This window comes from Brevibacterium yomogidense (genome assembly GCF_016107685.1).
GTDB classification, from domain to species: domain Bacteria; phylum Actinomycetota; class Actinomycetes; order Actinomycetales; family Brevibacteriaceae; genus Brevibacterium; species Brevibacterium yomogidense.
In genome coordinates this window covers 25,575-47,602 of record NZ_JABASY010000006.1, presented here as the reverse complement: position 1 = coordinate 47,602, position 22,028 = coordinate 25,575, and the positions used below count along the sequence as shown (strand labels likewise).

Here is a 22,028-nt window from a genome sequence, read left to right as displayed (position 1 = left end):
ACCGAACGGGAACGACGGAACGCAGGACGACTGCCCGGGCTCAGACCCTCATGCGCGCGGGCCCTCATGCGCGGGAAGTCTCCTGTGGGGGGCCGTTGTGGGGCCGTGACGTGCGACGGCCTCAGGTGCGGCGCGTGACCAGGGCGGCAGTGCTGAGCAGGACCGCCATGACGACGGCCATGTGCGGGTAGCCGCCCAGCAGTCCCGCGACGGCGGGACCGGCCACGGGGGCGAGCGCGCCGACGAACGTCATGGGGGCGGTGAAGACGCCGTTGACGGCCCCGAAGTTCCTGATCCCCCACCGGTCGGAGACCGCCGTCGCCTGCAGCAGGGTATGGCACCCGCGTGCTGCACCGGCAAGCACCGCGACGGCGATGAGCAGCCAGAACGGTCCCGGCAGGACCGCGAGCGCCCACAGCCCGGCCGCGCCCACAGTGAAGATGACGGTGGTGCGGGTCCGAGTCGTCGTCCCGTGGGCCAGCCACGTATAGCCGATGCGGCCCACCAGCTGCCCTGCCCCGATGAGTCCCAGCGCGAACGCTGCGGTCGAATAGCTCATCCCCCGCTCCAGGAACATCGGGATGATGTTGATGGTGACGGCGAAGAGCGTGAACGTCGCCACCGCCATCGCGATCTGGAGGGTGCGGAACTGCCGTGACCGCGTCACGCTCCGGATCTCCGCAGCGGGGCTCGCCTCTTCGCTCGTCGCGATGGTGTCGGTCCATCGGCGGTTGAGGAAGAGCGTGTGCAGCGGCACCGTCACCACCGCGAGGATCCCCGCCATGACGACGTAGCTCGCCCTCCACCCGAACGTGTCGATGAGGAACGCGATGAGCGGAGCGAACACGGTGGAGGCGAGGCCGCCCACCAGGGTGACGGTCGTGAGCGGACCCACCCGGCGATCCCCGTACCACCGGGTGATCACAGCGAACGCCGGCGGGTAGAGGACTGCCGACTGGGAGAAGCCCGCGACGAGCCACCCGACGAAGAACATCGGGAGGTTGGGCGACCACGCGACCAGGAGGAGCGCGACGACGCCCACGACGGAGCCGGACGCCATGACGGCACGTGGACTGCTCGTATCCAGCAGGCGGCCCACACGGATCCCGGCGAGCGCGGACACGATCAGTCCGGCGGACAGTGCCGCGGTGATGACGGTGTGGCTCCAACCCGTGTCCTGGGAGATCGGCGCTACAGCGACGGGCAGCGAATAGTAGAGAAGGCCCCAGCTGACGATCTGGGCGATGCAGAGCGCGGTGAGCCCGCCTCGGGGACGGTCGTTCACGTGGTGACTCCCCCGCTCACGTGGTGAAGCGGCGCCGTCTGTCGTCGAGCAGCTTCCCCCGTGGTCGTCGTCACCGTTTCATCATAGGGCGGGCATTCCGGACGGGGACGGGAGGGCCACCCCTACCGACAGGGGCGGGCCGCGATGCGAGAATCAGAGGAGGCGCCGGTTGCCCGTGCGGTCGATCGGCACCCCGCAGCCAGTTCATCCACACTTCAGGAGGCACCGTGTCCCACCCCGCACTGCCCGCCAAGGACGAGGGCCTGGCGCTCGTCCTCACGATCCTCGGCTTCTTCTTCGTCGCCGGACTCCAGTATTTCTACCTGGGGAAGATCCTCAAGGGGATCCTCTTCTTCCTTACGCTCGGCTTCTTCTACGTCGGCACGGTCATCTCACTCTTCACGATCCGCGGCGAGACGCGCCGGGTGAATGCGAAGCGGGCGTACGGCTACGCCTGAGCGGCCTGCGGCGCCCGGTACCGAGTCGACGTCTCCCGGTGTCGACCAGGCCTGTCCCGGTGTCGACCTACCTGTCCCGGTGCTGACCGGGCGTCTCCCGGTGCCGACCGGGTCTCCCGCCGACCTCAGCTGAGGACCAGGCAGAACGGTCTTCCGATGGGGTCGGCGTAGACGCGGAAGTTGGGGTGCTCGTCGGAGTCGTCCAGGAGTCGACCACCGGCAGCGAAGATCGTCGGCTCCGACTCGTCGTAGCCCGCCACCCGGATATCGATGTGCATCTGCAGCGGAACGGAGTTGTCCGGCCACGTGGGCGCGACGTAGTCCTCCGCCCGCTGGAAGGACAGGATGCGGCGGCCAGACGGGTCGTCGAGGTCGATCCAGTCGGCGTCTTCCTCTTCCGGGGTGAGGGTTCCGCCCAGCAGCGCCTGATAGAACCTCGCTGTCTGGCGGGGCTGGGGGCAGTCCATGGCAGTGGTGTTCAAGCGGCCGATCATGACAGAGCCTTCTTCCCGTGGAGGGACAACAGGTTCTTCCATGGTGCGCGTCGTGGGACCGATCGACAACCCGCTGTGGTGCCCCCACTGGGATTCGAACCCAGACTGAATCGATTTTAAGTCGACTGCCTCTGCCGGTTGGGCTATAGGGGCGCAGAGCGCATCACGCGCTCCGCACTCAGACTAGCGGTTCCGCATCATCCGAGCGCACTGCTTCTCGCCGTGCGGCACGTCGTCGCACCGGCCGTGCGACCGCGACGACCAGGATCACGGCGGCCGCGACCGCGATGACGACCGTGAGGACAGGTGCACGCGTGTACGCGAGCATGATCGCCCGGAAGCCCGCGAACCCCACGATCGAATACACGGTCGCCCACGCCGCTCCCCCGACGGCCAGGGCAGCCAGGTAGCGCAGCAATGGCATCCGGGTGGTCCCCGCGGCGAGGTTCGCCAGAGTCTGGAAACCGACCGTCAAGAAGCTCACCGCGACGACGGGCGCGCCCCAGCGGTTCACCCTCTCCTCCGCTCGGGCGTACTTCTGCGACACCAGCAGCGCGCGGATCCGCGGTGACTTCGACAGCCCGCCGCGCGTCAGTCGTCCCAGCGCATACGTCGCCCCTGCGCGGCACAGGATGATCCCGTACATGATGCTCCAGACGATCGCGAGTGGAAGGTTCCACGTGGTCGGATCCATTCCACTCCTCTCCCGGGGTATTCGTGCGTCGCGGTCACGGCACGCTCGACGGTGCGACGCGTCGCAGCCCGCAGCGCATCAAAGCCAAGCCTAACCACACAACGCCGGCGGAGGGTCCACTTCTTCCCCTTCCCGACGTGATCTGCGTCCAGGCTCCCGACGTGATCTGCGTCCAGGCTGACACTGCGCCCGGACGACAGGAGGCCCCGAACCGCAGTCCGGGGCCTCCACCAGGTTCGTCCGCTCTGACCCGTTCAGAGTGTCAGAGCCTCACCGTCAGGCGTTCGCCTTCTCCTTCTGGGGAGCAGGCTTGGAGTTCGCAGCCTCGACGAACGCGCGGCGCGGCACGTCGATGTCCTTGAGCGCTGTGAGGTCGCGGCCCAGCACCGTGTTGAGCACCCAGTTGCCGAACACGCGGACGGAGCGTTCGGTCGTGGGGATCGCGTAGCCGTGGTAGAGACGGTGCAGCGCCCACGCGATGGGTCCGCGCAGCTCCGTGCTGCCCATCTGCGCGACGCCCTTGAAGAGGCCCATGCCCGCGACCGCGCCCAGCGACTTGTGGAAGTACTGCGTGAAGACGGTCTCGCCGCGCATCGACGCGAGGAGGTTCTTCGCGAGCACCGGTGCCTGACGCATCGCGTGCTGGGCGTTGGGGACGCAGAAACCGCCGGGGCCCTCTCCGGACAGGTCCGGGACAGCGGCGTTGTCGCCCGCGGCCCAGGCACCTTCGACGACGCCCTCTTCGTTCTCGACGCGCAGATCCGCGCGCACCGTGACACGGCCGCGCTCGTCGATCGGCAGATCCGAATCGATGAGGATCGGGTTCGCCTTGACGCCGGCGTTCCAGACGACGAGGTCTGCGTCGAACTCCTCACCGTTCGACAGCACGATGTGCTTGTCGGTGCAGTCCTTGAGGAAGGTATCGAGGTAGACGTCGATGCCGCGCTCACGCAGGTGGTCGACGACCCAGCGGGCCTGCGCCTCGCCCACTTCGGGCATCACGCGGCCCAGCGCCTCGACGAGGACGAAGCGGATGTCCGCTTCCGTGAGGGTGTCGTACTGGGCAACGGCGGCACGCGCCATGTCCTCGAGTTCGCCGAGGGCTTCGATGCCCGCGAACCCGCCGCCCACGAACACGTAGGTGAGTGCCTTGCGGCGTTCCGCGTCGTCTTCCATGAGCGATGCTTCTGCCAGGCGGTTGAGGACGTGGTCGCGCAGCGCGATGGCCTCCTCGATCCGCTTGAGGCCGATGCCCTCTTCCGCGAGGCCCGGGATGGGCAGTGCGCGCGGGACGGCGCCGGACGCCAGGACGATCTGGTCGTAGTCGAGCTCGAAGGGCTCGTAGCCCTCCTGCTCGATGACGACGAACTTCTTGCCGTGGTCGATGCTCGCCACGGATCCCGTGATGACCTCCGCACCCTTGAGGTGACGGCGGAGCGGGACGATCGCGTGACGGGGTTCGATGCTGCCGCCGGCGACCTCCGGCAGGAACGGGGCGTAGGTGAGGTACGGGTTGGGGTCGACCACGGTCACTGTGGCCTCACCCCGTCCCAGGTCCTTGAGGAGGTTCTGGGCGGTCACGAAGCCCAGGTAGCCACCGCCGACGATGAGGATGCGCGGACGCAGAGCGTTGTTTCTGATGAGAGCCATACCCTCATCCTAAGTCCTTGTGAAACTTTTCACTAGCCGGTTTCCGGGGTCGGGTTCGCCACATTCGGAGGCGGCTCTCCGTCACCGTCCGCCGACCCTCGGCGTCGACTCCGGACGACGATGACCACCGACCCTCCCAGCAGTGCCGCACCCGCCAGTCCCCCGATGACGAGGACGACCGGTCCCAGCAGGGGCGCCGCCGCTCCTTCCGCGGTGACGCTGCCGTCGGGCAGGGCGCCTCCGCCGCTGTCGTCCTCGTCGGCCGCCTCGGCACCGGGGTGCGCGGCGTCGTCCGAGGTCTCGGCCCGGCGGTGCATCGCGACCCAGTCACTCAGCTGATCGGATGCAGAGGGCACGTCATCGCGGGACTCCCACGTGAGAGCGGCCCCGGGGTCGACCCGGCCGTATCCCACGAGGGGGTCCGGCGCCTCGGCGGTGCCCTGCCCCTCGTGGCCCGCGACGGGACCGGCGGTCTCCGTCAGTGCGGCGACCACCTGATCCGCCGACCAGTCCGGGTGCGCGGAACGCAGCAGCGCCGCGATGCCGGCGACGACGGGGGCCGCGAACGAACAGCCGTCCGCGGTCCCGTACCCGCCGTCCCAGTACGGGACGGGGATGTCCTCAGCCGGGCCCATGAGGTCCACGGCCGTCCCGGGTGCGGAGGACGTCTGGCGCACTTCACCGCTCTTGGTCAGTCCGCCCACGCCGACTACCCCGGGGACGGTGGCCGGCGACCACGCCTGGGTCGCGCCCTGCGACCGGTTGCCCACGCAGGCGATGACGACCGCGTCCTTCTCATAGGCGTACGCGAACGCGTCGTCCCACGACTGCGGCCAGGAGGGATCGTCCCAGCCCAGCGACATGTTGACGACGGAGGCGCCGCTGTCCACCGCCCAGCGCAGGGCCTGCTCTGCCTGGACCCGGGTGGACTGCGCCGCTGCCGGTGCCCCGCCGCCCAACCACACCGACGCCGAGGCGATCCTCGCCTCCGGTGCCACGCCCACCGGACCGCTGCCCTCGCCGGTGCCCGCGACGACCCCCGCCACAGCCGTGCCGTGGTGGATGATGCTGTCCGCACCGACCGGTTCCGTGCCGTCCTTGCCGGCGCCGGAGAAGTCGCGTGACGCGGTCACGCGGTCGGTGAGGTTCTCGTGCTCGTCGCTCACACCCGAATCGATGACGGCGACGGTGACGCCCTCACCCCGGGTCTCCTTCCACAGCTCCGGGATGTCGTAGGGCTCCATGAACCACTGGCCGGGTCCCGGTTCGGGCAGGTCGTCGTCGGTCTGCGCCGCTGCGACGCGCACGAAGGGGTTCTGTGCTCCCGTGGCGGAGGCCGGACCGGTTCGCGTGCCCGCTTGGGCAGCGCCCGCTTCCGCGGCTCCTGCGGGGCTGCCGAAGATCGTCGAGGCGACGAGTCCCAGAGCGGCAAGGATCGCCAGGATCTGGAGGAGGCGGTTCCGCAGGCGTCGCCGCCTCGCAGCCTGACGCGCGCGCTCGCTCCCGATTCCGCGCGCCCCGTGTCCTCGTGGCATCGTCAGCCCTGTGCGAGGCCCAGCGCGATCCCGTCGAGGATGTCCGACTCGCTCACTCGGACCTCGAGGGTGCCGCCTGCGCGGGAGACGGCGTCATCGACCAGTTCGACGAGGCGCGCGTAGATGTGGCTGCCCGCGACGATGACGTCCGCCCTGCCCGGGTGCATGTACGGCAGCGCACGGCGCTCGTCGGACGTCATGGCGGACAGTCGGTCGGCAGTGTCGAGGACCTGGGCACGTGTGAGCCGGGTGCCGTGGATCGCCGCGCGATCGTAGCGGTCCAGGTCCAGTGCCGCGGCCGCGACGGTCGTGATGGTCCCCGCCACACCCACGAGCGTCCGCGCTGCGGAGACGTCGACGTGCTGCGCGGCTTCGGTGAACGCGTCGTCGACGTCGGCTCGCAGTGCGGCGATCTGCTCCGCGGTGGGCGGATCGGAGGCGAGGTGCCGTTCGAACAGCCGCACGCAGCCGATGTTCATGCTGTAACCGGTACCAGCGGTCGACTCGCCCAGCACGAGCTCCGTCGACCCTCCGCCCAGATCCATGACCAGGCGAGGGGTCGCGGCGTCCGGGATCCCCGCTGTGGCACCCAGGAACGACAGTGCGGCCTCTTCCGCGCCGTCGATGACCTCCGGCGCGATACCGAGGCGCTGCTGCACTCCCGCTGCGAAGGCGTCCCGGTTGGACACGTCGCGGCTGGCCGATGTCGCGACGAACCGCTGGCGGTCGGGCGCGTGCTCCGCCACGAGCTCCGCGAACTCCTCGCAGACGGCGAAGGTCCGCTCGAGCGCTTCCGGCGCGAACTCCCCGGTCTCGTCGACGCCCTGTCCCAGACGGACGATCCGCATCTCGCGCACGACCTCGGTGAGGGCGCCAGAGGAGTCGATGTCCGCGATGAGCAGTCGCAGTGAGTTCGTCCCGCAGTCGAAGGCAGCCGTTCTCGTCATAGATGGAAGCCTACGGCAGGCGGGACTGTCTCCATCATCGCGAGGGCCCTGTCCCCCACCGGATTCACCCCCGGCCCGGCCGCCAGGCTGTGTCCTACGAGCGCGTGGAGGCACTTGATGCGCGTGGGCATACCGCCTGCGGAGAAGTCCGCGACCTCGGTCACCTCGTCGATCCCGACTTCCCGCCCGATGCGGGCGCGGTCGTCCAGGTAGGCGCGGTGCGAGCGGGCGTAGGCGGCCTGGAGCTCTTCGTCCTCGGCCAGCTCCGCAGAGAGTTCGGCCATGACGCCGGCTGCCTCCAGCCGGGACGCCTCGGTCACGTAGTCGGGGTGGGTGAGGTAGTAGGTGGTGGGGAAGGGCGTCCCGTCAGCCAGTCGGGGCGCGGTGGCGACGACGATCGGGTCGCCGTCCGCGGTCCGGGACGCGACTCCCACCACCCCGCGCGGCGTCCGGTTGAGCTGTTCGCGCACCCGCTCCCTGTCGGCATCCGTGTAGGGGGTGATCACGTGGGGTCCTCCTCGCTCGCGAAGCCGACCGCGCGCAGCGAATCGGCCAGCTCGATGTACCAGGGCTGTGCACGGACGGCTTTCGATGCTCCCGCCGTCGATTCGTCCGCGTCGTCGCCGCGGGCGCTCGGGCTGTCGACGACGATGAAGGCTTCTTCTCCGTCATGGACGTACTGGAGGTTCTCCCGTGCGAGCCGCTCCAGATGTACGGGATCGTCCAACCGGTTGCGCTCCTCGCGGAGCTGGTCGACCTCGCCCTTCGTCGCGTCGACGTCCGCTTCGAGGGCGGCGATCTGCTGCATCTGCGACAGGCCGCTGCTGAGCGGCTGGATGAGGCCGAACCCGACGACCAGCAGTGCGCCGACGATCACGGCCGTCCGGAAGGACATCCGACGTCCGGCCGCGGTGTCGTCGATGAGCTCCGGGGAGACTCCCCCACCCGAACGGGTGTGGCGAGGGTCGCGCTGGGGACGCCTGCCGCCGGCCTGACCCGCGCCGGGGCGTCCGCGGCTGCGACCGGTCGCACTGCGTCTGCTCATCGTGTTCACCTCGAACCGCGCGGACAGGGAAGGGGCGCGGCCACCTCAAGTGTGCCGCGCCCCTGTCCCCGCTGCGGGGATTGCAGTCCGCTCCGGCGTGTCAGCGCCGGAACCGACCGGATGTCAGTCGCGGAACCGTGGGAACGCCGCGCGTCCGGCGTAGCGGGCCGCGTCGCCCAGATGCTCTTCGATGCGCAGCAGCTGGTTGTACTTCGCGACGCGCTCCGACCGTGCCGGCGCGCCGGTCTTGATCTGTCCGGAGTTCACCGCGACGGCCAGGTCCGCGATCGTCGTGTCCTCCGTCTCACCCGACCGGTGGGAGACCACGGAGGTGTAGTTGTGGAAGTGCGCCAGGGAGATCGCGTCGAGCGTCTCCGTGAGCGTGCCGATCTGGTTCACCTTCACGAGCAGCGAGTTCGCGGCGCCCATCTCGATGCCGCGCTGCAGGCGCTCCGGGTTGGTGACGAAGAGGTCGTCGCCGACGATCTGGACCGCGTTCCCGATCCGCGACGTGAGGGCGGTCCAGCCGTCCCAGTCGTTCTCGTCCAGCGGGTCCTCGATGGACACGAGCGGGTAGTCGCTCGCGAGCTTCTCGTAGTACGCGGCCATGTCGTCGGCCGTGCGGGCGGAGCCCTCGAAGGTGTAGCCGGCTTCCCCGTAGAACTCCGAGGAGGCCACGTCGAGTGCGAGCGCGATCTCCGTGCCGGGCTTGCGGCCGGCCGCTTCGATCGCCTCGAGGATGAGGTCGAGTGCGGCCGAATTGGAGTCGAGGTTCGGGGCGAACCCGCCTTCGTCACCCAGCCCGGTCGACAGGCCGCGGTCCTTGAGGACCTTCTTGAGCGCGTGGTAGACCTCTGCACCCCACTGGAGGGACTGGCGGAAGGTGGAGGCGCCGATCGGCGCGATCATGAACTCCTGGATGTCGACGTTGGAGTCAGCGTGCGACCCGCCGTTGAGGATGTTCATGAGCGGCACCGGCATGATGTGGGCGTTGGGTCCGCCCAGGTAGCGGTGGAGCGGGAGTTCTGCACTCTCCGCCGCCGCGCGGGCCACTGCCAGAGAGACGCCGAGCGTCGCGTTGGCTCCCAGGCGGGACTTGTTGTCCGTTCCGTCCAGGTCGAGGAGTGCCTGGTCGACGAGGCGCTGCTCGTCGCCCTCGATGCCGGCGATGGCATCGTTGATGTCGTCGAGGACGGCGTCGACGGCGTTCTGCACGCCCTTGCCCAGGTACCGGTCGGGGTCTCCGTCGCGCATCTCGACGGCTTCGTACTCACCTGTCGACGCACCGGAGGGCACATCGGCGCGGCCGACCGCGCCGTCTTCGAGGAGTACTTCGACTTCGATTGTCGGGTTGCCACGGGAGTCGAGGATCTCCCGTGCATTGGCGGCCAGAATCTGTGCCACGGACTCTCCTTGATCGTGCGCGTGTGCGCGTGTGCGGGGACGACGGTGTCAGCCTAATGCACTCGATGCCGGGGCGAAGAGCCGTCGTGTGCCGAACAGCCCGAAAGCCGCGTCACGGCTCCAGTGCACTGACACTGTGCGAGGTCTGCGCCAGGCTCAGCATGTCGACCACGAGCTGTGACACTTCGTACGTCCCCACGGCGACCCCGAGTGCAGCCTCGTCGCGCGTGCCGCTCACATCGAGGCCCATGACTCCGATCGATGCCACGGCCGCGGCGATGCGGGACAGCGTCTGCGGGTCCAGGTCGACCCCGTGCGTCCGTACGCGGGCGAGTCGCCGCTCGACCGCTGCGCGCGCCCGGCTCGGCACGTCCGGCCAGTCCTGCTCGTCGATGATCCGCGCCACCGCTGCCGAGGCGTCCGCAGCCCCCGCGTCCGCGTCGCCGCTGCCGGTCCTCGCGCCGGGCACGGATCGTGAGCCCTCCTCACCGCGGCCTTCGACGCCGATCGTCTGGGCGGCCTCGAGAACGTCGAGCTGCCCCGCCTCCGGGTCGTCGATGATCGCGACGAGGTCCGCGATCCGTGCCAGAGATGTCCCGATGGCGCCGCGCAGTCCCAGGATGAGCGCCAGCCGGCGATGATGACTCTCGTCGTAGATCGCGGTCGTCTGATTCACTTTGCGGCCCGGCGGCAGCAGGCCTTCCCGGATGTAGAACTTGACGCTCGCGGTCGTGGTGTCCAGGCTGCGCGCCAGTTCGCCCAGTTTCATCGCGTGCCTCCCCGGGTCCGCTTTCCGGTGCGCGTGCCATGTGGGTCGGATAGCGGATGCACCGTGTGCTCTCCACGTTGTCGCACTTGAATAGTGCAACTATCTTATAGCCATGGACACGCTCCTCGCATCCATCGTCATCCCGATCCACGCCACGACCGCTTTCCTCGCGATCACGCTGGGACCCGTGAACATGGTGAGACGCCGTCGCGACCGGCTCCACCGGAATGTGGGGCGCAGCTGGATCGTCCTCATGTACGCGACGTCCGTGTCAGGACTCTTCATCGTGGAGAACGGCATCACGCTGTTCCACGCCCTCGCGGTCTTCACGATCTGCACCGTCACACTCGGGCTCCTCCGCATCAGGAAGGGTGACACCACAGGGCACGCAGGGAACATGATCGGCAGCTACATAGGGCTGCTCATCGCGTTCGGGTTCGCAGCGCTCCTCCCCGAGCGGCTCATCTGGCAGACGGCCACGACCCACCCACTTGGCGTCCTCGCCTACGCGGGCAGCCTCTGCCTCGCCGTGGTGGGGTGGGTGTTCGCACTCCGCCGGGCCGCCCGTCAACGCGCGCGGCCTCAGGAACGTGCGGGTGCCCTCACGAACGTGCAGCCGGCGCCGTGAGTGAGGACCGCAGGCGATCGGCGACTCCGTCCCGCAGGCCGTGGTCGACGAGGTAGCCCTCGACGCCGCCGTGGTCGCGGTCGAGCCTGTCCAGGACGTCGGCGAGCCATTCCGGCTTCGCGTCCGTCGCCATCGTGGACACGGTCGAGATGCCGGCGGACGAGAAGTGCGACCGCAGCGCGGCGCGGAACTCCTCACCCAGGTACTCCTCCGTGAGCGCATAGTCCTGGATGACCGCGTCGCGTTCGACACCCAGCAGCGAGAGGACGAACGCCGCGATGAGGCCGGTGCGGTCCTTGCCGGCGGAGCAGTGGAAGACCGCCGCGTCCTCCTCGACCTCCGACAGGTGGCTGATGACATCGACGAAGCGGGGGCCCGCGGTCTCGATCATCGCCGCATAGAGTCCGGGCAGAGAAGGAGGGTCGAGGACGATGCGGTCCGGGATGTTCGCGTCCAAGGGGAAGTAGCGGTTGCCCAGCAGCGGCATATGCGAGTAGCGCGCCCCGAGCCCGTCGACGGTGTCGGGGATGTTCGCCACCTCCTTCTCCTCCCGCAGGTCGACGACCGACACGATGCGCATCTCCTTGAGCATGGCGATGCCGTCGTCCCCCAGCCTGCCCAGACCATCGGCACGGTAGAGCCGACCGGTGGCGACGGTGGCGCCGTCACGCGTGGAGTGTCCGCCCAGATCACGGAAGTTGAAGGTGCCGGGGACCTCGATCCTCGGTGCGCGGTGGAAGGCGATCGTCATGCGTGCTCCTCATCTCCGTTCAGCGACCGGTCGTCCGCAGGCGTGCCGCCGGTACCGGTCAGTCTTGTCTGTTCCTGTCGTCCATTGTCCCCCGGATCTCCGACAGGATGCTCAGAGCACGGTCGGCCGCGAGCCGGTGCGAGGCCGCCGACGGTTCGGACACGGCATCGCGCTGCTCCTTCTCCTCCGCCTTCACCTGCTGATAGCGACGCTGCACGTCGTCCAGCGGGACGGGGTGCGCTGAGTCGAACACGTGCGGGTGACGGCGCACGTATTTCCCGACGATGCGCTCCTGCAGAGAATCCCACGTGGCGCCGGGGGCCCGTCCCCTGCGGTCGTCGATGAGTGCCGCGTGGAACAGCACCTGATAGAGGACATCCGCCAGCTCCGCCTCCACGGCGTCGACCGTACCCGGGTCCTCATCCCTCGCAGCCTCGTCCTCGACGAGGGCGGCCATGAGCTCCACCGTCTCCTCGAGGAGGTACGGGGCCAGGGACCGGTGAGTATGGGCCTCCGCCCAGGGGCAGCGTGCACGGATGAACGCCATCATCGACGCGGGTGTGAGGTCCGCGGTTTCCGGCCGCGCCCAGGGTTCCTGCAGGTCGCGCGGGTCGATGTCCGCGGGTCTCGACGGAACCGTGCCGCCACCGGTCACGCGGACGCCTCCTCCTCGATCGGCAGGATCGCCTCGAGGAACTGGTGGGCCCACGTGAGGATCTCCGAGTCGACGACCTCCCGCTGGTCGAAGCCGCTGCCGCCCGTGGGCTTCGGGACGAGGATCGAGCGGACCGCCGGCTTGATGAGCGCCTTGGGATGCATGCGCTTGAGGCGGGCGATCTGTGAGTCGGGCAGGTCCTCGATCGGTCCGAACCGGATGAAGTTGCCCTGGCTCACGATGTCGGAGACACCGGACGCGCGGGCCCGGATGCGCAGCCGGGCGACGTCCGCGAGCACTCCCACCGCGTCCGGTGGTGCGCCGTAGCGGTCGGTGAGCTCCTCGAGCACTTCGCGGATCGCCTCTTCGCCGGTCGCGGCAGCGAGCTTCCGGTACGCCTCGAGTCGCAGCCGTTCGTGGCCGACGTAGTCCGTGGGGATGTGCGCATCGACGGGGAGCTCGATGCGCATCTCCCGCTCTTCCTCCTGTGCCTCGCCGCGGAAGTTCGCGACGGCCTCCCCCACCAGCCGGACGTAGAGGTCGAATCCCACCCCTTCGATGTGACCCGACTGCTGCCCGCCCAGCAGGTTCCCTGCTCCACGGATCTCGAGGTCCTTCATCGCCACCTGCATGCCGGCACCCAGCTCCGAATGCTCGGCGAGGGTCTTGAGGCGGTCGTGCGCCGTCTCCGTGAGCGTCCCGTCCGGCGGGTACAGGAAGTAGGAGTACGCGCGTTCGCGGCCACGGCCCACCCGCCCGCGCAGCTGGTGGAGCTGCGACAGTCCGAAGCGGTCCGCATTGTCGATGATGAGGGTGTTCGCGTTCGCGATGTCGATGCCCGTCTCCACGATCGTGGTGCACACCAGCACATCGAACTTCCGCTCCCAGAAGTCGATGATGACCTGCTCGAGCTGCTTCTCCCCCATCTTCCCGTGGGCGATCGCGATGCGAGCTTCCGGGACGAGTTCCGCCAGGTGTCCCGCCACCCGATCGATGTCCTGGACCCGGTTGTGGATGTAGAAGGCCTGACCTTCGCGCATGAGCTCGCGGCGGATCGCGGCTGCGACCTGCCGGTCCTCGTATCTCCCCACGTACGTGAGGACGGGGTGGCGCTCTTCCGGAGGGGTCGCGAGCGTCGACATCTCCCGGATGCCGGTGACCGCCATCTCCAAAGTGCGCGGGATGGGGGTCGCGGACATCGCGAGGACGTCGACATCAGCGCGCATCGCCTTGAGCGTCTCCTTGTGCTCGACGCCGAACCGCTGCTCCTCGTCGACGATCACGAGTCCCATGTCCTTGAACGAGACCTCACCGGACAGCAGCCGGTGCGTGCCGATGACCAGGTCGATCGTGCCGTCCTTCAGCCCTGTGATGACACGGTCGGATTCCTTCTTCGACTGGAAGCGCGACAGGGCCGCCACGGTCACGGGGAAGCCGGCGTAGCGTTCTGAGAAGGTCTCGAAGTGCTGCTGTACGAGCAGGGTCGTCGGGACGAGCACCGCGACCTGCTTCCCCTCCTGGATCGCCTTGAACGCGGCACGGACGGCGACTTCGGTCTTCCCGTAGCCCACATCGCCGCAGATGAGACGATCCATGGGGACGCTCTTCATCATGTCGGCCTTGACCTCGTCGATCGTCGTGAGCTGGTCGGGGGTCTCGACGTAGTGGAAGGCGTCCTCGAGCTCCCGCTGCCACGGTGTGTCCGGACCGAACTCGTGGCCCTTCGTGGCCTGCCGTGCTGAGTAGAGGCGGATGAGCTCCCCCGCGATCTCCTTGATCGCCTTGCGCGCCCGCGACTTCGTCTTCGACCAGTCGGATCCGCCCATCTTGTTGAGTGACGGGCTCTCTCCGCCGACGTAGCGGGTGACCTGGTCGAGGGAGTCCGAGGGGACGTACAGCCGGTCACCGGGGTGCCCCCGCTTCGACGGCGCGTACTCGATGACGAGGTATTCGCGGGTGTGCGCGTCCTTGCCCTTGCCTGCTGTGCGCTGGACCATCTCGACGAAGCGGCCCACCCCGTGCTGCTCGTGGACCACGTGGTCGCCCGGGGAGAGGTTGAGCGGGTCGACCTGATTGCGCTTGCGGCGCGCTGGCAGCTTGCGCATGTCCCGTGTCGACGCCGCCGCCGCGCGCCCCAGGACGTCCGCCTCCGTGAGCACCGCCAGGCGGAGGTCGTCGACGACGAAACCGCCATAGCCCGCGCCGGTCGCGACCTCGACCCGGCCCGCAGCCGTGAAGTCGGGGTCGTCGACGAGTGCAGCAGGGACCTCGGCTTCGGCGAACACCTCCACGAGCCGCTTGCCGGGGCCGCCACCCTCCGTGAGGACCACGACGGACCAGTCGTCGCGGACGAGGCTGCGGACGTCGGCCAGGATCGCTTCGACATCACCCTGGTATCCGCGCGGTTCACGTGCCGGAACGGTGTAGGACTCGGTGCCCGGCGCGATGAGCTCCTCGTCGACCGCGAAGCCGCCCACCTCCCACCACGGCAGGCCCAGGATGCCGGCGGCCTCCCGTGTCTGCGCGATCGTGCGGAAGTTCGCTGCGGACAGATCGACCGGTGCCTGCGCGCCGTCGGACGCGGATTCCCACGCCGCGGCGAGGAATTCGTCCGAGGTGCGGACCAGGTCCTCCGCCCGGCGGGCCACCTTCTCCGGTTCCACGACGAGGACCCTCGTCCCCGCCGGGACGACCGCCACGAGCGGTTCCATCCCGTCCGCGAGCACGGGCGCGAGCGACTCCATCCCCTCCACCGCCACCCCCGCGGCGATCCGCTGCAGCATGTCCGCAGCAGCCGGCGTCGTCTCCGCGAGCGCGGCCGCACGCGCGCGGACGGCGGGGGTGAGGAGCACTTCACGGCACGGCGGCGCGTAGAGCTCCGCCTCCGGCCCGTCCGGGTCCGCCGGCTGCGACCGCTGGTCGGCGACGGCGAACGGTCGGATCTCCTCGACCTCGTCGTCGAAGAATTCGAGGCGCAGAGCCGAATCCGCGGTGGGCGGGAAGATGTCGATGATCCCGCCGCGCACCGCGAACTCACCACGCCGCGACACCATGTCGACCCGGGAGTACGCGAGCCCGGACAGAGTCTCCGCGAGCTCGGTGAGGTCCATCCGATCGCCCGCGCGCAGCACGACCGGTTCGAGCTGCCCCAAGCCCTTGACGAGTGGCTGGAGGGCGGCCCGCACCGGGGCGATCACGACGCGCAGCGGCTGGGATTCGTCCGGGTGCGCCAGTCGCCGCAGGACGGTGAGGCGTTCTCCGACGGTGTCGGACCGGGGCGACAGCCGCTCGTGCGGCAGCGTCTCCCACGACGGGAAGACCGCGACAGCCTCCTCCGGAAGGTGATCCGCCAGGGCGCGGGAGAGGTCCTCGGCTTCGCGGGTCGTCGCGGTGACGACCAGCGCAGTGCCGGTCTTCGCAGTACGGGAGATGAGCGGGGGCAGGAGCCCTCGCACCAGGGACACGCTGCCTCCCGGGGAAGCAGGATCGGCCACCGCCTGTCGGACCTCTTCGAATGCGGGCAGCGTGAGGGCGTCACTCAATCCAGTCAGCACGCCGTCCAGTCTAGAGGTCCCCACGGACATGACCGCGACGGAGGGACCCGTCACACCCCGACGCTCCGCGTCTCTCCCGCTCCCCGCGTCGCCCCCATGCCGGGCGAGCTCCGTGGGGCCGGGCGAGTGCTCCGCGGTGCCGGACGTCCGTGTTCCTGGACGGGAACCGCTCGGACACAGGGGATACCTGCTGACGGACGAGACTCGTCCCATGGATGAGAAGAGGTTCCCCGCCGGGCCCGCCGCTGTTCGCGTCGCACACCTCCTCGCGCTCGGGACCTACATCGCCGCTGCGATCATCCCGGTGCTTGCGAGTGAGGGGGCTGGAGGCGCTCCGCAGATCCGGTACTCGACGCTGGGCGACATGCAGGACGAGGTCTTCCTCGAGCCGCACCTCGCCGTCCTCTGGGTGTGGGTGTGCGTCCTCGGCTGCGTCGCCGCTGCGCTCGCGGCACCCTCTGTACGCGCGTGGGGAGTCATGTCACTCCTCACGGGGAGCGTCCTGTTCCTGTTCTGGGGAGAGTGCGCCGCTGACCCGCCGACCCTCAAGTGGGACAGCGTGGATGAGAACGGTCTGTGGGTGGGAGGGATGGAATACGCCCAACCGGCGACCGTAGCCCTGCTGGTGGCCGCGACCTCGCTCCTGCTGGCGGTGGGCGGAGTCTGCGGTCTGCTCGTCGGTCGTCGTCGCGCAGACCGGTGACGGGCAGGGGCCCGATGGGGAACTGCCCGCACCGCGCGGCTTCACACGGAACGTTCGTCCAGCTTCATCGCGGATACTCGGAGCATGTCGCACATTCCCGCACGCACCTCCGAGCGCGCGCCGTTCGCCGCCCGGTTCCTGTCACCGATCGTCCTGCTCGTCGCGATGTGGGTGATCGAGTTCGCGGACATGATCCTGCCGGGTCGCTTCGAGTCCCTGGGGATCCGCGCGTGGGACCTCACCCACCTGCCGGGCGTGGTGCTCGCGCCGCTCCTCCACTCCACGTGGGGCCATCTCGTGTCGAACTCCGTGCCGTTCCTCGTGCTCGGCTGCCTCGTCGCGGCGGAGGGCGCCCGCCGCTTCTGGGGCGTGACCGCCGTCGCGACCCTGATCGGCGGCATCGGCCCGTGGCTGCTCGCGCTCCCCGGCACGGTGACCGTGGGCGCGTCGGGCTTGGTGTTCGGCTACTTCGCGTACCTCATGATCCGCGTCTTCACCGCGGGGTCGATGGGCCACCGGGTCCTGTACGCCGTCATCGCCATCGCGGTCTTCGCCGTCTACGGGGGATCCATGCTCGTGGGGGTGCTCCCCGTGCACGTCGGCATCTCGTGGCAGGGGCACCTGTTCGGGGCGATCGGTGGGGCGGCAGCGGCACTGGTCCTGCGCCCGCGCAGCGCACCGCGCCCGTAGTCGTGCGCCCGTAGTCAGCGGGGTGCGTGGAACTGCTGCTGTGCGGCGTCGAGCCCCTCACCGGTCAGCGCCTCCACCGCATCGGCGAGGTCGGACACGAAGATCGGCAGCGTCGTCCTCTCCTGTGCGCTGAAACGACCCAGCACGTAGTCCGCTGTGTCCATGCGGCCAGGAGGCCTGCCGACTCCCGCCCGCACCCGCAGGTAGTCGCGCGTCCCCAGGTGGCTGGTCATCGAGCGCAGACCGTTGTGGCCGCCCTCGCCGCCGCCCTTCTTCAGTCGCACCGTGTCGAAGTCCAGGTCGACGTCGTCATGGATCGCGATCACGCGGTCCGGCGACACGGAATGGAAGCGGGCCAGCTGTCCTACCGGCTGCCCCAGAACGTTCATGTAGGTGGACGGGCGCACCAGCACCGTGCGGGGGCCCGGCAGCCCGCCCGTTCCCGGCAGTCGGCCGGTGGCCGAGAGCGCGCTCGCTCTCGTCTTGGTCAGCTTCGCGCCCATGCGGCGCAGGAGCTCGTCCACGACGAGGTAGCCGATGTTGTGGCGGGTCGATTCGTACCGGCTCCCCGGGTTCCCGAGACCCACGATGATCCACGTGTCCGCGCTCATGTCGGAGCGTCCGTCCTTCCTTCACAGATCGACTGCGGGGCAGGACCGCGAACGGTCCTGCCCCGCAGTGCACGCGTGCGAATGCGAGGGGCCCTGCGGGCTCCTCGCGAGGATCACTCCTCTTCTTCTGCCTCGGTCTCCTCCTCCGGCTCCGCACCGGTCGCCGCAGCGACCTCTTCGTCGACGGCGTCGGACTCGAGTTCCGCTTCGAGCTGCTCCTCGGACAGCTGCGCGGACACGTTCACGACGAGCAGCTCCGGATCGGAGATGAGTGTCGAGCCGGACGGCATCGGGACGTCTGCGGCGTAGATGTGCTCGCCCGCCTCGCGGCCCTCGATGCTGACCTCGAGCGTGTCGGGCAGCTTCGTCGCGTCGGCCTCGATGAGCAGCGACTGGTTGTCGACGGACACGAGCGTGCCGGGAGCGGCTTCGCCTTCGAGGACGACTGCCACATCGACTTCGACCTTCTCGCCCCTCTTGACGATGAGGAGGTCCAGGTGCTCGATCTCACGGGTGACGGGGTTGGTCTGCACGTCCTTCGCAAGCGCCAGCTCGCTCTTGCCCGTGTTCGGGTTCTCGAGCTTCAGCAGCGCGTTCTGCGTGCGCAGCGCGAGCATCGTGGGGTGCGCGTCCAGCAGCAGGTGGATGGGTTCGGTCCCGTGTCCGTAGAGGACTGAGGGGATCTTGCCTTCGCGGCGGTACCGGCGGGCAGCACCCTTGCCGTATTCCTCGCGGCGCACGACATCAAGCTTCGCATCGGCCATGGTCAATCTCCTTCCAAGCGGTGGCGCCTCGTACGGACGCAGAACCCACCGGCCCGGAGCGGAGGACAGGATGCCTGCTCGGAACATGAGGACCGCGTCGATCACGGAGGCCGTCGGGGCCTCCCTCGCCGAGGTAACCCGCCAATCATACGTGCTCGCGCACCACCGTCAAAGCCGACGGCGGTGGGCGCCGAGCCTGGGGCCCTTCGTCAGCTGCTCACGTTCTCGAAGAGGCTCGTGACCGACCCGTCCTCGAAGACCTCGTGCACCGCACGTGCCAGCAGGGGCGCGATCGACAGAACGGTGAGCTTGTCGAAGTGCGTCTCCTCCCCCAGCGGCAGGGTGTTCGTCACGATGACCTCTTCCGCCACGGAGTTCTTCAGCCGTTCCACGGCGGGCCCGGAGAAGACGGCGTGGGTCGACACGATGATGACGCCCTTCGCGCCGGCTGCCATGCAGGCGTCCGCCGCCTGCACGATCGTGCCGCCGGTGTCGATCATGTCGTCGACGAGCACGCAGTGGCGCCCTTCGACCTCGCCGACCACCCGGTTGGCCTTCGTCTCGTTCGGGCGCGTGATGTCGCGGGTCTTGTGGATGAACGCGAGCGGCACGCCGCCCAGGCTCGCCGACCAGTTCTCCGCGACCTTGATGCGACCCGCGTCGGGGGACACGACGGCGAGGTCCTCCGGGTAGTTCTCCTTCACGTAGTCGGACAGGAGGGGCAGCGCCACGAGGTGGTCGACGGGACCGTCGAAGAACCCCTGGATCTGCGCGGTGTGCAGGTCGACCGTGATGAGGCGGTCCGCCCCGGCGGTCTTGAAGAGGTCCGCCATGAGGCGCGCGGAGATGGGCTCACGGCCGCGGTGCTTCTTGTCCTGGCGGGCGTACGGGAAGAACGGTGCGATGACGGTGATCCGCTTCGCCGACGCGCGCTTGAGCGCGTCCACCATGATCAGCTGCTCCATGACCCATTCGTTGATGGGGGTCGTATGCGACTGCATGATGAAGACGTCGGTGCCGCGAACGGATTCGCTGAACCGCACGTAGATCTCGCCGTTCGCGAAGTTGTAGATGTCTGCGGGCAGCAGTTCCGTGCCCAGGCATTCGGCGACCTGTTCGGCCAGCTCCGAGTTCGCGCGCCCGCTGACGAGGACGAGCTTCTTCTCGCCCGCGGTGGTGATCGACCTCACGTTCAGGACTCCTTCTCCGCGTTGTCCGCGTTGTCTGCGCTGCCGGGCCCGTTCGGACCCGCAGGGTCTGTCGTGGCGGACGCTTCCGCCGCCCCGCCTGCCATCTGCGCCGCTCGCGCGGCAGCGGTGCCCGGCCGCTTCGCGACCACCCACCCCTCGATGTTGCGCTGGCGCCCCTCCGTGATGGCGAGGGCACCGGCGGGGACGTCTTCGCGGATCACGGTGCCCGCGCCGGAGTAGGCGCCGTCGCCCACTGTCACCGGTGCGATGAACATCGTGTCGGATCCTGTCTTCACGAATGATCCGATGGTCGTGCGGTTCTTGTGCACGCCGTCGTAGTTGACGAACACGGAGGAGGCGCCGATGTTCGACTGCTCGCCGATCGTCGCGTCCCCCACGTAGGTGAGGTGGGGGACCTTCGTCCCCGCACCGATCTGCGCGTTCTTCGTCTCGACGAACGTGCCGATCTTCCCGTTCGTGCCCAGTTCCGTGCCGGGGCGCAGGTACGCGAACGGGCCGACGGTCGCGCCGGCCCCGATCACGGACAGTGAGCCGTGCGTGCGGATGACGGTCGCCCCCTCGCCCACCTCCGTGTCGGACAGGGTGGAGTCCGGGCCGATGGCCGCACCGGTGGCGATGTCGCAGGCGCCGTGGAGCTGCACGCCCGGCTGGATCGTCACGTCCGGTGCGATGACGGCGTCGGCGTCGATCCAGGTGGTCTCCGGGTCGACGACCGTGACACCGGCGCGCATGTGGCCTTCGACGATGCGGCGGTTGAGCTCCCTGCCCAGCTGGGCCAGCTGGACGCGATCGTTCGCGCCTTCGACCTGCCACACGTCATCGGTGGTGAGTGCCGCGACCCGCGACCCGCCTCCGCGGGCGATGCCGATGACGTCCGTGAGGTACTTCTCCCCCTGAGCATTGTCGGTGTCGACGCGGGCGAGCGATTCGCGCAGGACGGCGGCGTCGAAGGCGTAGATGCCGGAGTTGATCTCGCGCAGCCTCCGCACCTCGTCGTCCGCGTCCTTCTCCTCGACGATCCGCTCGAGGTCGCCGGCGGCGTCGCGCACGATCCGGCCGTAGCCGGTGGGGTTCGCGACGTTCGCGGACAGAACCGTCACGGCGTTCGTCTGCGATTCGTGGTGCTCCACGAGCGCGTAGAGGGTCCCCGCGGTGAGCAGGGGGACGTCGCCGTAGGTGACGACGACGGTGCCGGTCAGGCCCTCCGGCAGCTGGGTGAGCGCGCATTCGGCGGCGCGGCCCGTCCCGGGGACGTCGTCCTGGTCCGCGACGAGCACGGAGCGGTCGAGCACGCCCGCGATCGATTCGACGTGGGAGGCGACCTGTTCCCGCGCGTGGCGCAGGACGACGACCAGATGTTCCGGGCCGGTACCCGCCGCCGCGTTGATCGCGTGGTGGAGGAGAGAGCGTCCCGCGATCGGGTGCATCACCTTGGGTGTGGCCGACTTCATCCGGGTTCCCTCGCCCGCGGCGAGGACGATCACTGCTGCCGGACTGTGCTGCGGCATGTGTGGGGCTCCTTGTGTTGCGGATCGCTTCATCCCGCTCCGCCCCTAGGATTCGAACCTAGACCACACGGCACCAAAGGCCGGCGTGCTGCCATTACACCAGGGCGGACCGCGCTCCCGGGGCGGGTGGGCGCTGGGGTTTATCCTGCCACTAGACTCGGGGGTATGGAAATCCTTCGTCTCGTCCTCGTGCTTCTGCACCTCATCGGCATGGCCATCATCATCGGCGGGTACTTCACGAACATCAAGGCTCCGAAGCTGTCCCCGGGCATGCTGCACGGCGCGTACCTGCAGCTGGTCACCGGCCTTCTCCTCACGGGCCTCGCGGAGGCGATGGTCGCGGACGACGCCGCCGTCAATCACGTGAAGATCGGCGTGAAGCTCGTCCTCGCGATCGCGGTCACCGTCTTCGCCTTCATCGGCAAGCGCAAGGAGAAGGCGGCTCCTGACCAGGGTGCGTCCGCGGGCATGTCGCACGCGGCAGGCATCACCGCCCTCGTCGCCGTGATCGTCGCCGTCTTCGTCCCCGGCACCGTCCTCGCCTGAGAACGGCCACTCCGCAGAGCAGTCACTCCGCTGATCAGGACTCCTCATCCGGTCAGCGCGGGATCCGTCCCGCACCCGCTCGTCGTCCACGGCCCGGCTCCCCAGAGCCGGGCCGTGTCCGTCCCG

General features: G+C 69.1%; 22 protein-coding genes and 2 tRNA genes. 5 read left to right on the top strand and 19 right to left on the bottom strand.

Features of this window, described 5'->3' with window-relative positions:
* Positions 1 to 121 precede the first annotated feature (121 nt).
* Positions 122 to 1,285 carry an MFS transporter gene (locus tag JFC09_RS13740; protein WP_198394608.1) on the bottom strand — a complete coding sequence of 388 codons (1,164 nt, stop codon included), beginning with the start codon at positions 1,283 to 1,285 and terminating at the stop codon, positions 122 to 124.
* A 227-nt stretch (positions 1,286 to 1,512) separates the two neighbouring features.
* Here JFC09_RS13740 and JFC09_RS13735 point away from each other — a divergent pair, with 227 nt between their 5' ends.
* Positions 1,513 to 1,743, top strand: a complete 231-nt coding sequence (locus JFC09_RS13735; protein WP_198394607.1) for a TM2 domain-containing protein — start codon at positions 1,513 to 1,515, stop codon at positions 1,741 to 1,743.
* A 125-nt stretch (positions 1,744 to 1,868) separates the two neighbouring features.
* Here the strand turns inward: JFC09_RS13735 and JFC09_RS13730 are convergent, their stop codons facing one another.
* The 10 genes from JFC09_RS13730 to JFC09_RS13685 form a co-directional block, all read right to left on the bottom strand.
* Positions 1,869 to 2,225, bottom strand: a complete 357-nt coding sequence (locus JFC09_RS13730; RefSeq protein WP_198394606.1) for a VOC family protein — start codon at positions 2,223 to 2,225, stop codon at positions 1,869 to 1,871.
* An 88-nt stretch (positions 2,226 to 2,313) separates the two neighbouring features.
* Positions 2,314 to 2,390, bottom strand: a tRNA-Leu gene (locus JFC09_RS13725).
* 25 nt (positions 2,391 to 2,415) lie between these two features.
* Complete coding sequence (locus JFC09_RS13720; protein ID WP_198394605.1) at positions 2,416 to 2,931, bottom strand: VTT domain-containing protein; 516 nt, start codon at positions 2,929 to 2,931, stop codon at positions 2,416 to 2,418.
* 276 nt (positions 2,932 to 3,207) lie between these two features.
* Complete coding sequence (locus JFC09_RS13715) at positions 3,208 to 4,581, bottom strand: NAD(P)/FAD-dependent oxidoreductase (protein ID WP_198394604.1); 1,374 nt, start codon at positions 4,579 to 4,581, stop codon at positions 3,208 to 3,210.
* 32 nt (positions 4,582 to 4,613) lie between these two features.
* Positions 4,614 to 6,116, bottom strand: a complete 1,503-nt coding sequence (locus JFC09_RS13710; RefSeq protein WP_232483614.1) for a S8 family peptidase — start codon at positions 6,114 to 6,116, stop codon at positions 4,614 to 4,616.
* A gap of 2 nt (positions 6,117 to 6,118) precedes the next feature.
* On the bottom strand, positions 6,119 to 7,063 hold the full coding sequence (locus JFC09_RS13705) for a Ppx/GppA phosphatase family protein (protein ID WP_198394603.1): 945 nt from the start codon (positions 7,061 to 7,063) through the stop codon (positions 6,119 to 6,121).
* Positions 7,060 to 7,569 carry a DUF501 domain-containing protein gene (locus JFC09_RS13700; RefSeq protein ID WP_198394602.1) on the bottom strand — a complete coding sequence of 170 codons (510 nt, stop codon included), beginning with the start codon at positions 7,567 to 7,569 and terminating at the stop codon, positions 7,060 to 7,062. The genes JFC09_RS13705 and JFC09_RS13700 overlap by 4 nt, the downstream gene beginning before the upstream one ends.
* On the bottom strand, positions 7,566 to 8,108 hold the full coding sequence (locus tag JFC09_RS13695) for an FtsB family cell division protein (protein WP_198394601.1): 543 nt from the start codon (positions 8,106 to 8,108) through the stop codon (positions 7,566 to 7,568). Before JFC09_RS13695 ends, JFC09_RS13700 begins: the two co-directional genes overlap by 4 nt.
* 123 nt (positions 8,109 to 8,231) lie before the next feature.
* On the bottom strand, positions 8,232 to 9,512 hold the full coding sequence (gene eno / locus JFC09_RS13690) for a phosphopyruvate hydratase (protein WP_198394600.1): 1,281 nt from the start codon (positions 9,510 to 9,512) through the stop codon (positions 8,232 to 8,234).
* 112 nt (positions 9,513 to 9,624) lie between these two features.
* Complete coding sequence (locus JFC09_RS13685; protein ID WP_198394599.1) at positions 9,625 to 10,281, bottom strand: MerR family transcriptional regulator; 657 nt, start codon at positions 10,279 to 10,281, stop codon at positions 9,625 to 9,627.
* Positions 10,282 to 10,393: 112 nt separating this feature from the next.
* Here JFC09_RS13685 and JFC09_RS13680 point away from each other — a divergent pair, with 112 nt between their 5' ends.
* Entirely contained in the window at positions 10,394 to 10,909 is a 516-nt protein-coding gene (locus JFC09_RS13680) for a DUF2306 domain-containing protein (RefSeq protein ID WP_198394598.1), read from the top strand.
* Here the strand turns inward: JFC09_RS13680 and JFC09_RS13675 are convergent.
* From JFC09_RS13675 to mfd, 3 genes are read right to left on the bottom strand one after another with little or no spacing between them, the layout of a single operon-like run.
* Positions 10,884 to 11,660, bottom strand: a complete 777-nt coding sequence (locus JFC09_RS13675; protein WP_198394597.1) for a tyrosine-protein phosphatase — start codon at positions 11,658 to 11,660, stop codon at positions 10,884 to 10,886. The two genes, JFC09_RS13680 and JFC09_RS13675, sit on opposite strands and share 26 nt — an antisense overlap.
* 58 nt (positions 11,661 to 11,718) lie before the next feature.
* Complete coding sequence (locus tag JFC09_RS13670) at positions 11,719 to 12,315, bottom strand: MazG nucleotide pyrophosphohydrolase domain-containing protein (protein WP_198394596.1); 597 nt, start codon at positions 12,313 to 12,315, stop codon at positions 11,719 to 11,721.
* Positions 12,312 to 15,899, bottom strand: a complete 3,588-nt coding sequence (gene mfd / locus JFC09_RS13665) for a transcription-repair coupling factor (RefSeq protein WP_408610974.1) — start codon at positions 15,897 to 15,899, stop codon at positions 12,312 to 12,314. The genes JFC09_RS13670 and mfd overlap by 4 nt, the downstream gene beginning before the upstream one ends.
* Positions 15,900 to 16,080: 181 nt before the next feature.
* On the opposite strand from mfd, the gene JFC09_RS13660 reads away from it, so the two are divergent.
* Positions 16,081 to 16,572, top strand: coding sequence for a hypothetical protein (locus JFC09_RS13660; RefSeq protein WP_198394595.1), 492 nt, complete (start codon positions 16,081 to 16,083; stop codon positions 16,570 to 16,572).
* An 84-nt stretch (positions 16,573 to 16,656) separates the two neighbouring features.
* Positions 16,657 to 17,262 (top strand): rhomboid family intramembrane serine protease, encoded by a 606-nt coding sequence (locus JFC09_RS13655; protein WP_198394594.1) that lies wholly within the window; start codon positions 16,657 to 16,659, stop codon positions 17,260 to 17,262.
* A 14-nt stretch (positions 17,263 to 17,276) separates the two neighbouring features.
* On the opposite strand, the gene pth is transcribed toward JFC09_RS13655, so the two are convergent.
* From pth to JFC09_RS13630, 5 genes are all read right to left on the bottom strand, one after another.
* Positions 17,277 to 17,873: an aminoacyl-tRNA hydrolase gene (gene pth / locus JFC09_RS13650; RefSeq protein WP_198394593.1), complete on the bottom strand. Its 597-nt coding sequence runs from the start codon at positions 17,871 to 17,873 to the stop codon at positions 17,277 to 17,279.
* A 113-nt stretch (positions 17,874 to 17,986) separates the two neighbouring features.
* Positions 17,987 to 18,637, bottom strand: a complete 651-nt coding sequence (locus JFC09_RS13645; RefSeq protein WP_198394592.1) for a 50S ribosomal protein L25/general stress protein Ctc — start codon at positions 18,635 to 18,637, stop codon at positions 17,987 to 17,989.
* Between the two features lie 209 nt (positions 18,638 to 18,846).
* Entirely contained in the window at positions 18,847 to 19,827 is a 981-nt protein-coding gene (locus JFC09_RS13640) for a ribose-phosphate diphosphokinase (RefSeq protein ID WP_198394591.1), read from the bottom strand.
* Positions 19,828 to 19,829: 2 nt separating this feature from the next.
* Positions 19,830 to 21,356, bottom strand: a complete 1,527-nt coding sequence (gene glmU, locus JFC09_RS13635) for a bifunctional UDP-N-acetylglucosamine diphosphorylase/glucosamine-1-phosphate N-acetyltransferase GlmU (RefSeq protein ID WP_198394590.1) — start codon at positions 21,354 to 21,356, stop codon at positions 19,830 to 19,832.
* 37 nt (positions 21,357 to 21,393) lie between these two features.
* Positions 21,394 to 21,465: transfer RNA gene (locus JFC09_RS13630), tRNA-Gln, on the bottom strand.
* 56 nt (positions 21,466 to 21,521) lie between these two features.
* On the opposite strand from JFC09_RS13630, the gene JFC09_RS13625 reads away from it, so the two are divergent.
* Positions 21,522 to 21,902 (top strand): hypothetical protein, encoded by a 381-nt coding sequence (locus JFC09_RS13625; RefSeq protein WP_198394589.1) that lies wholly within the window; start codon positions 21,522 to 21,524, stop codon positions 21,900 to 21,902.
* Positions 21,903 to 22,028 lie beyond the last annotated feature (126 nt).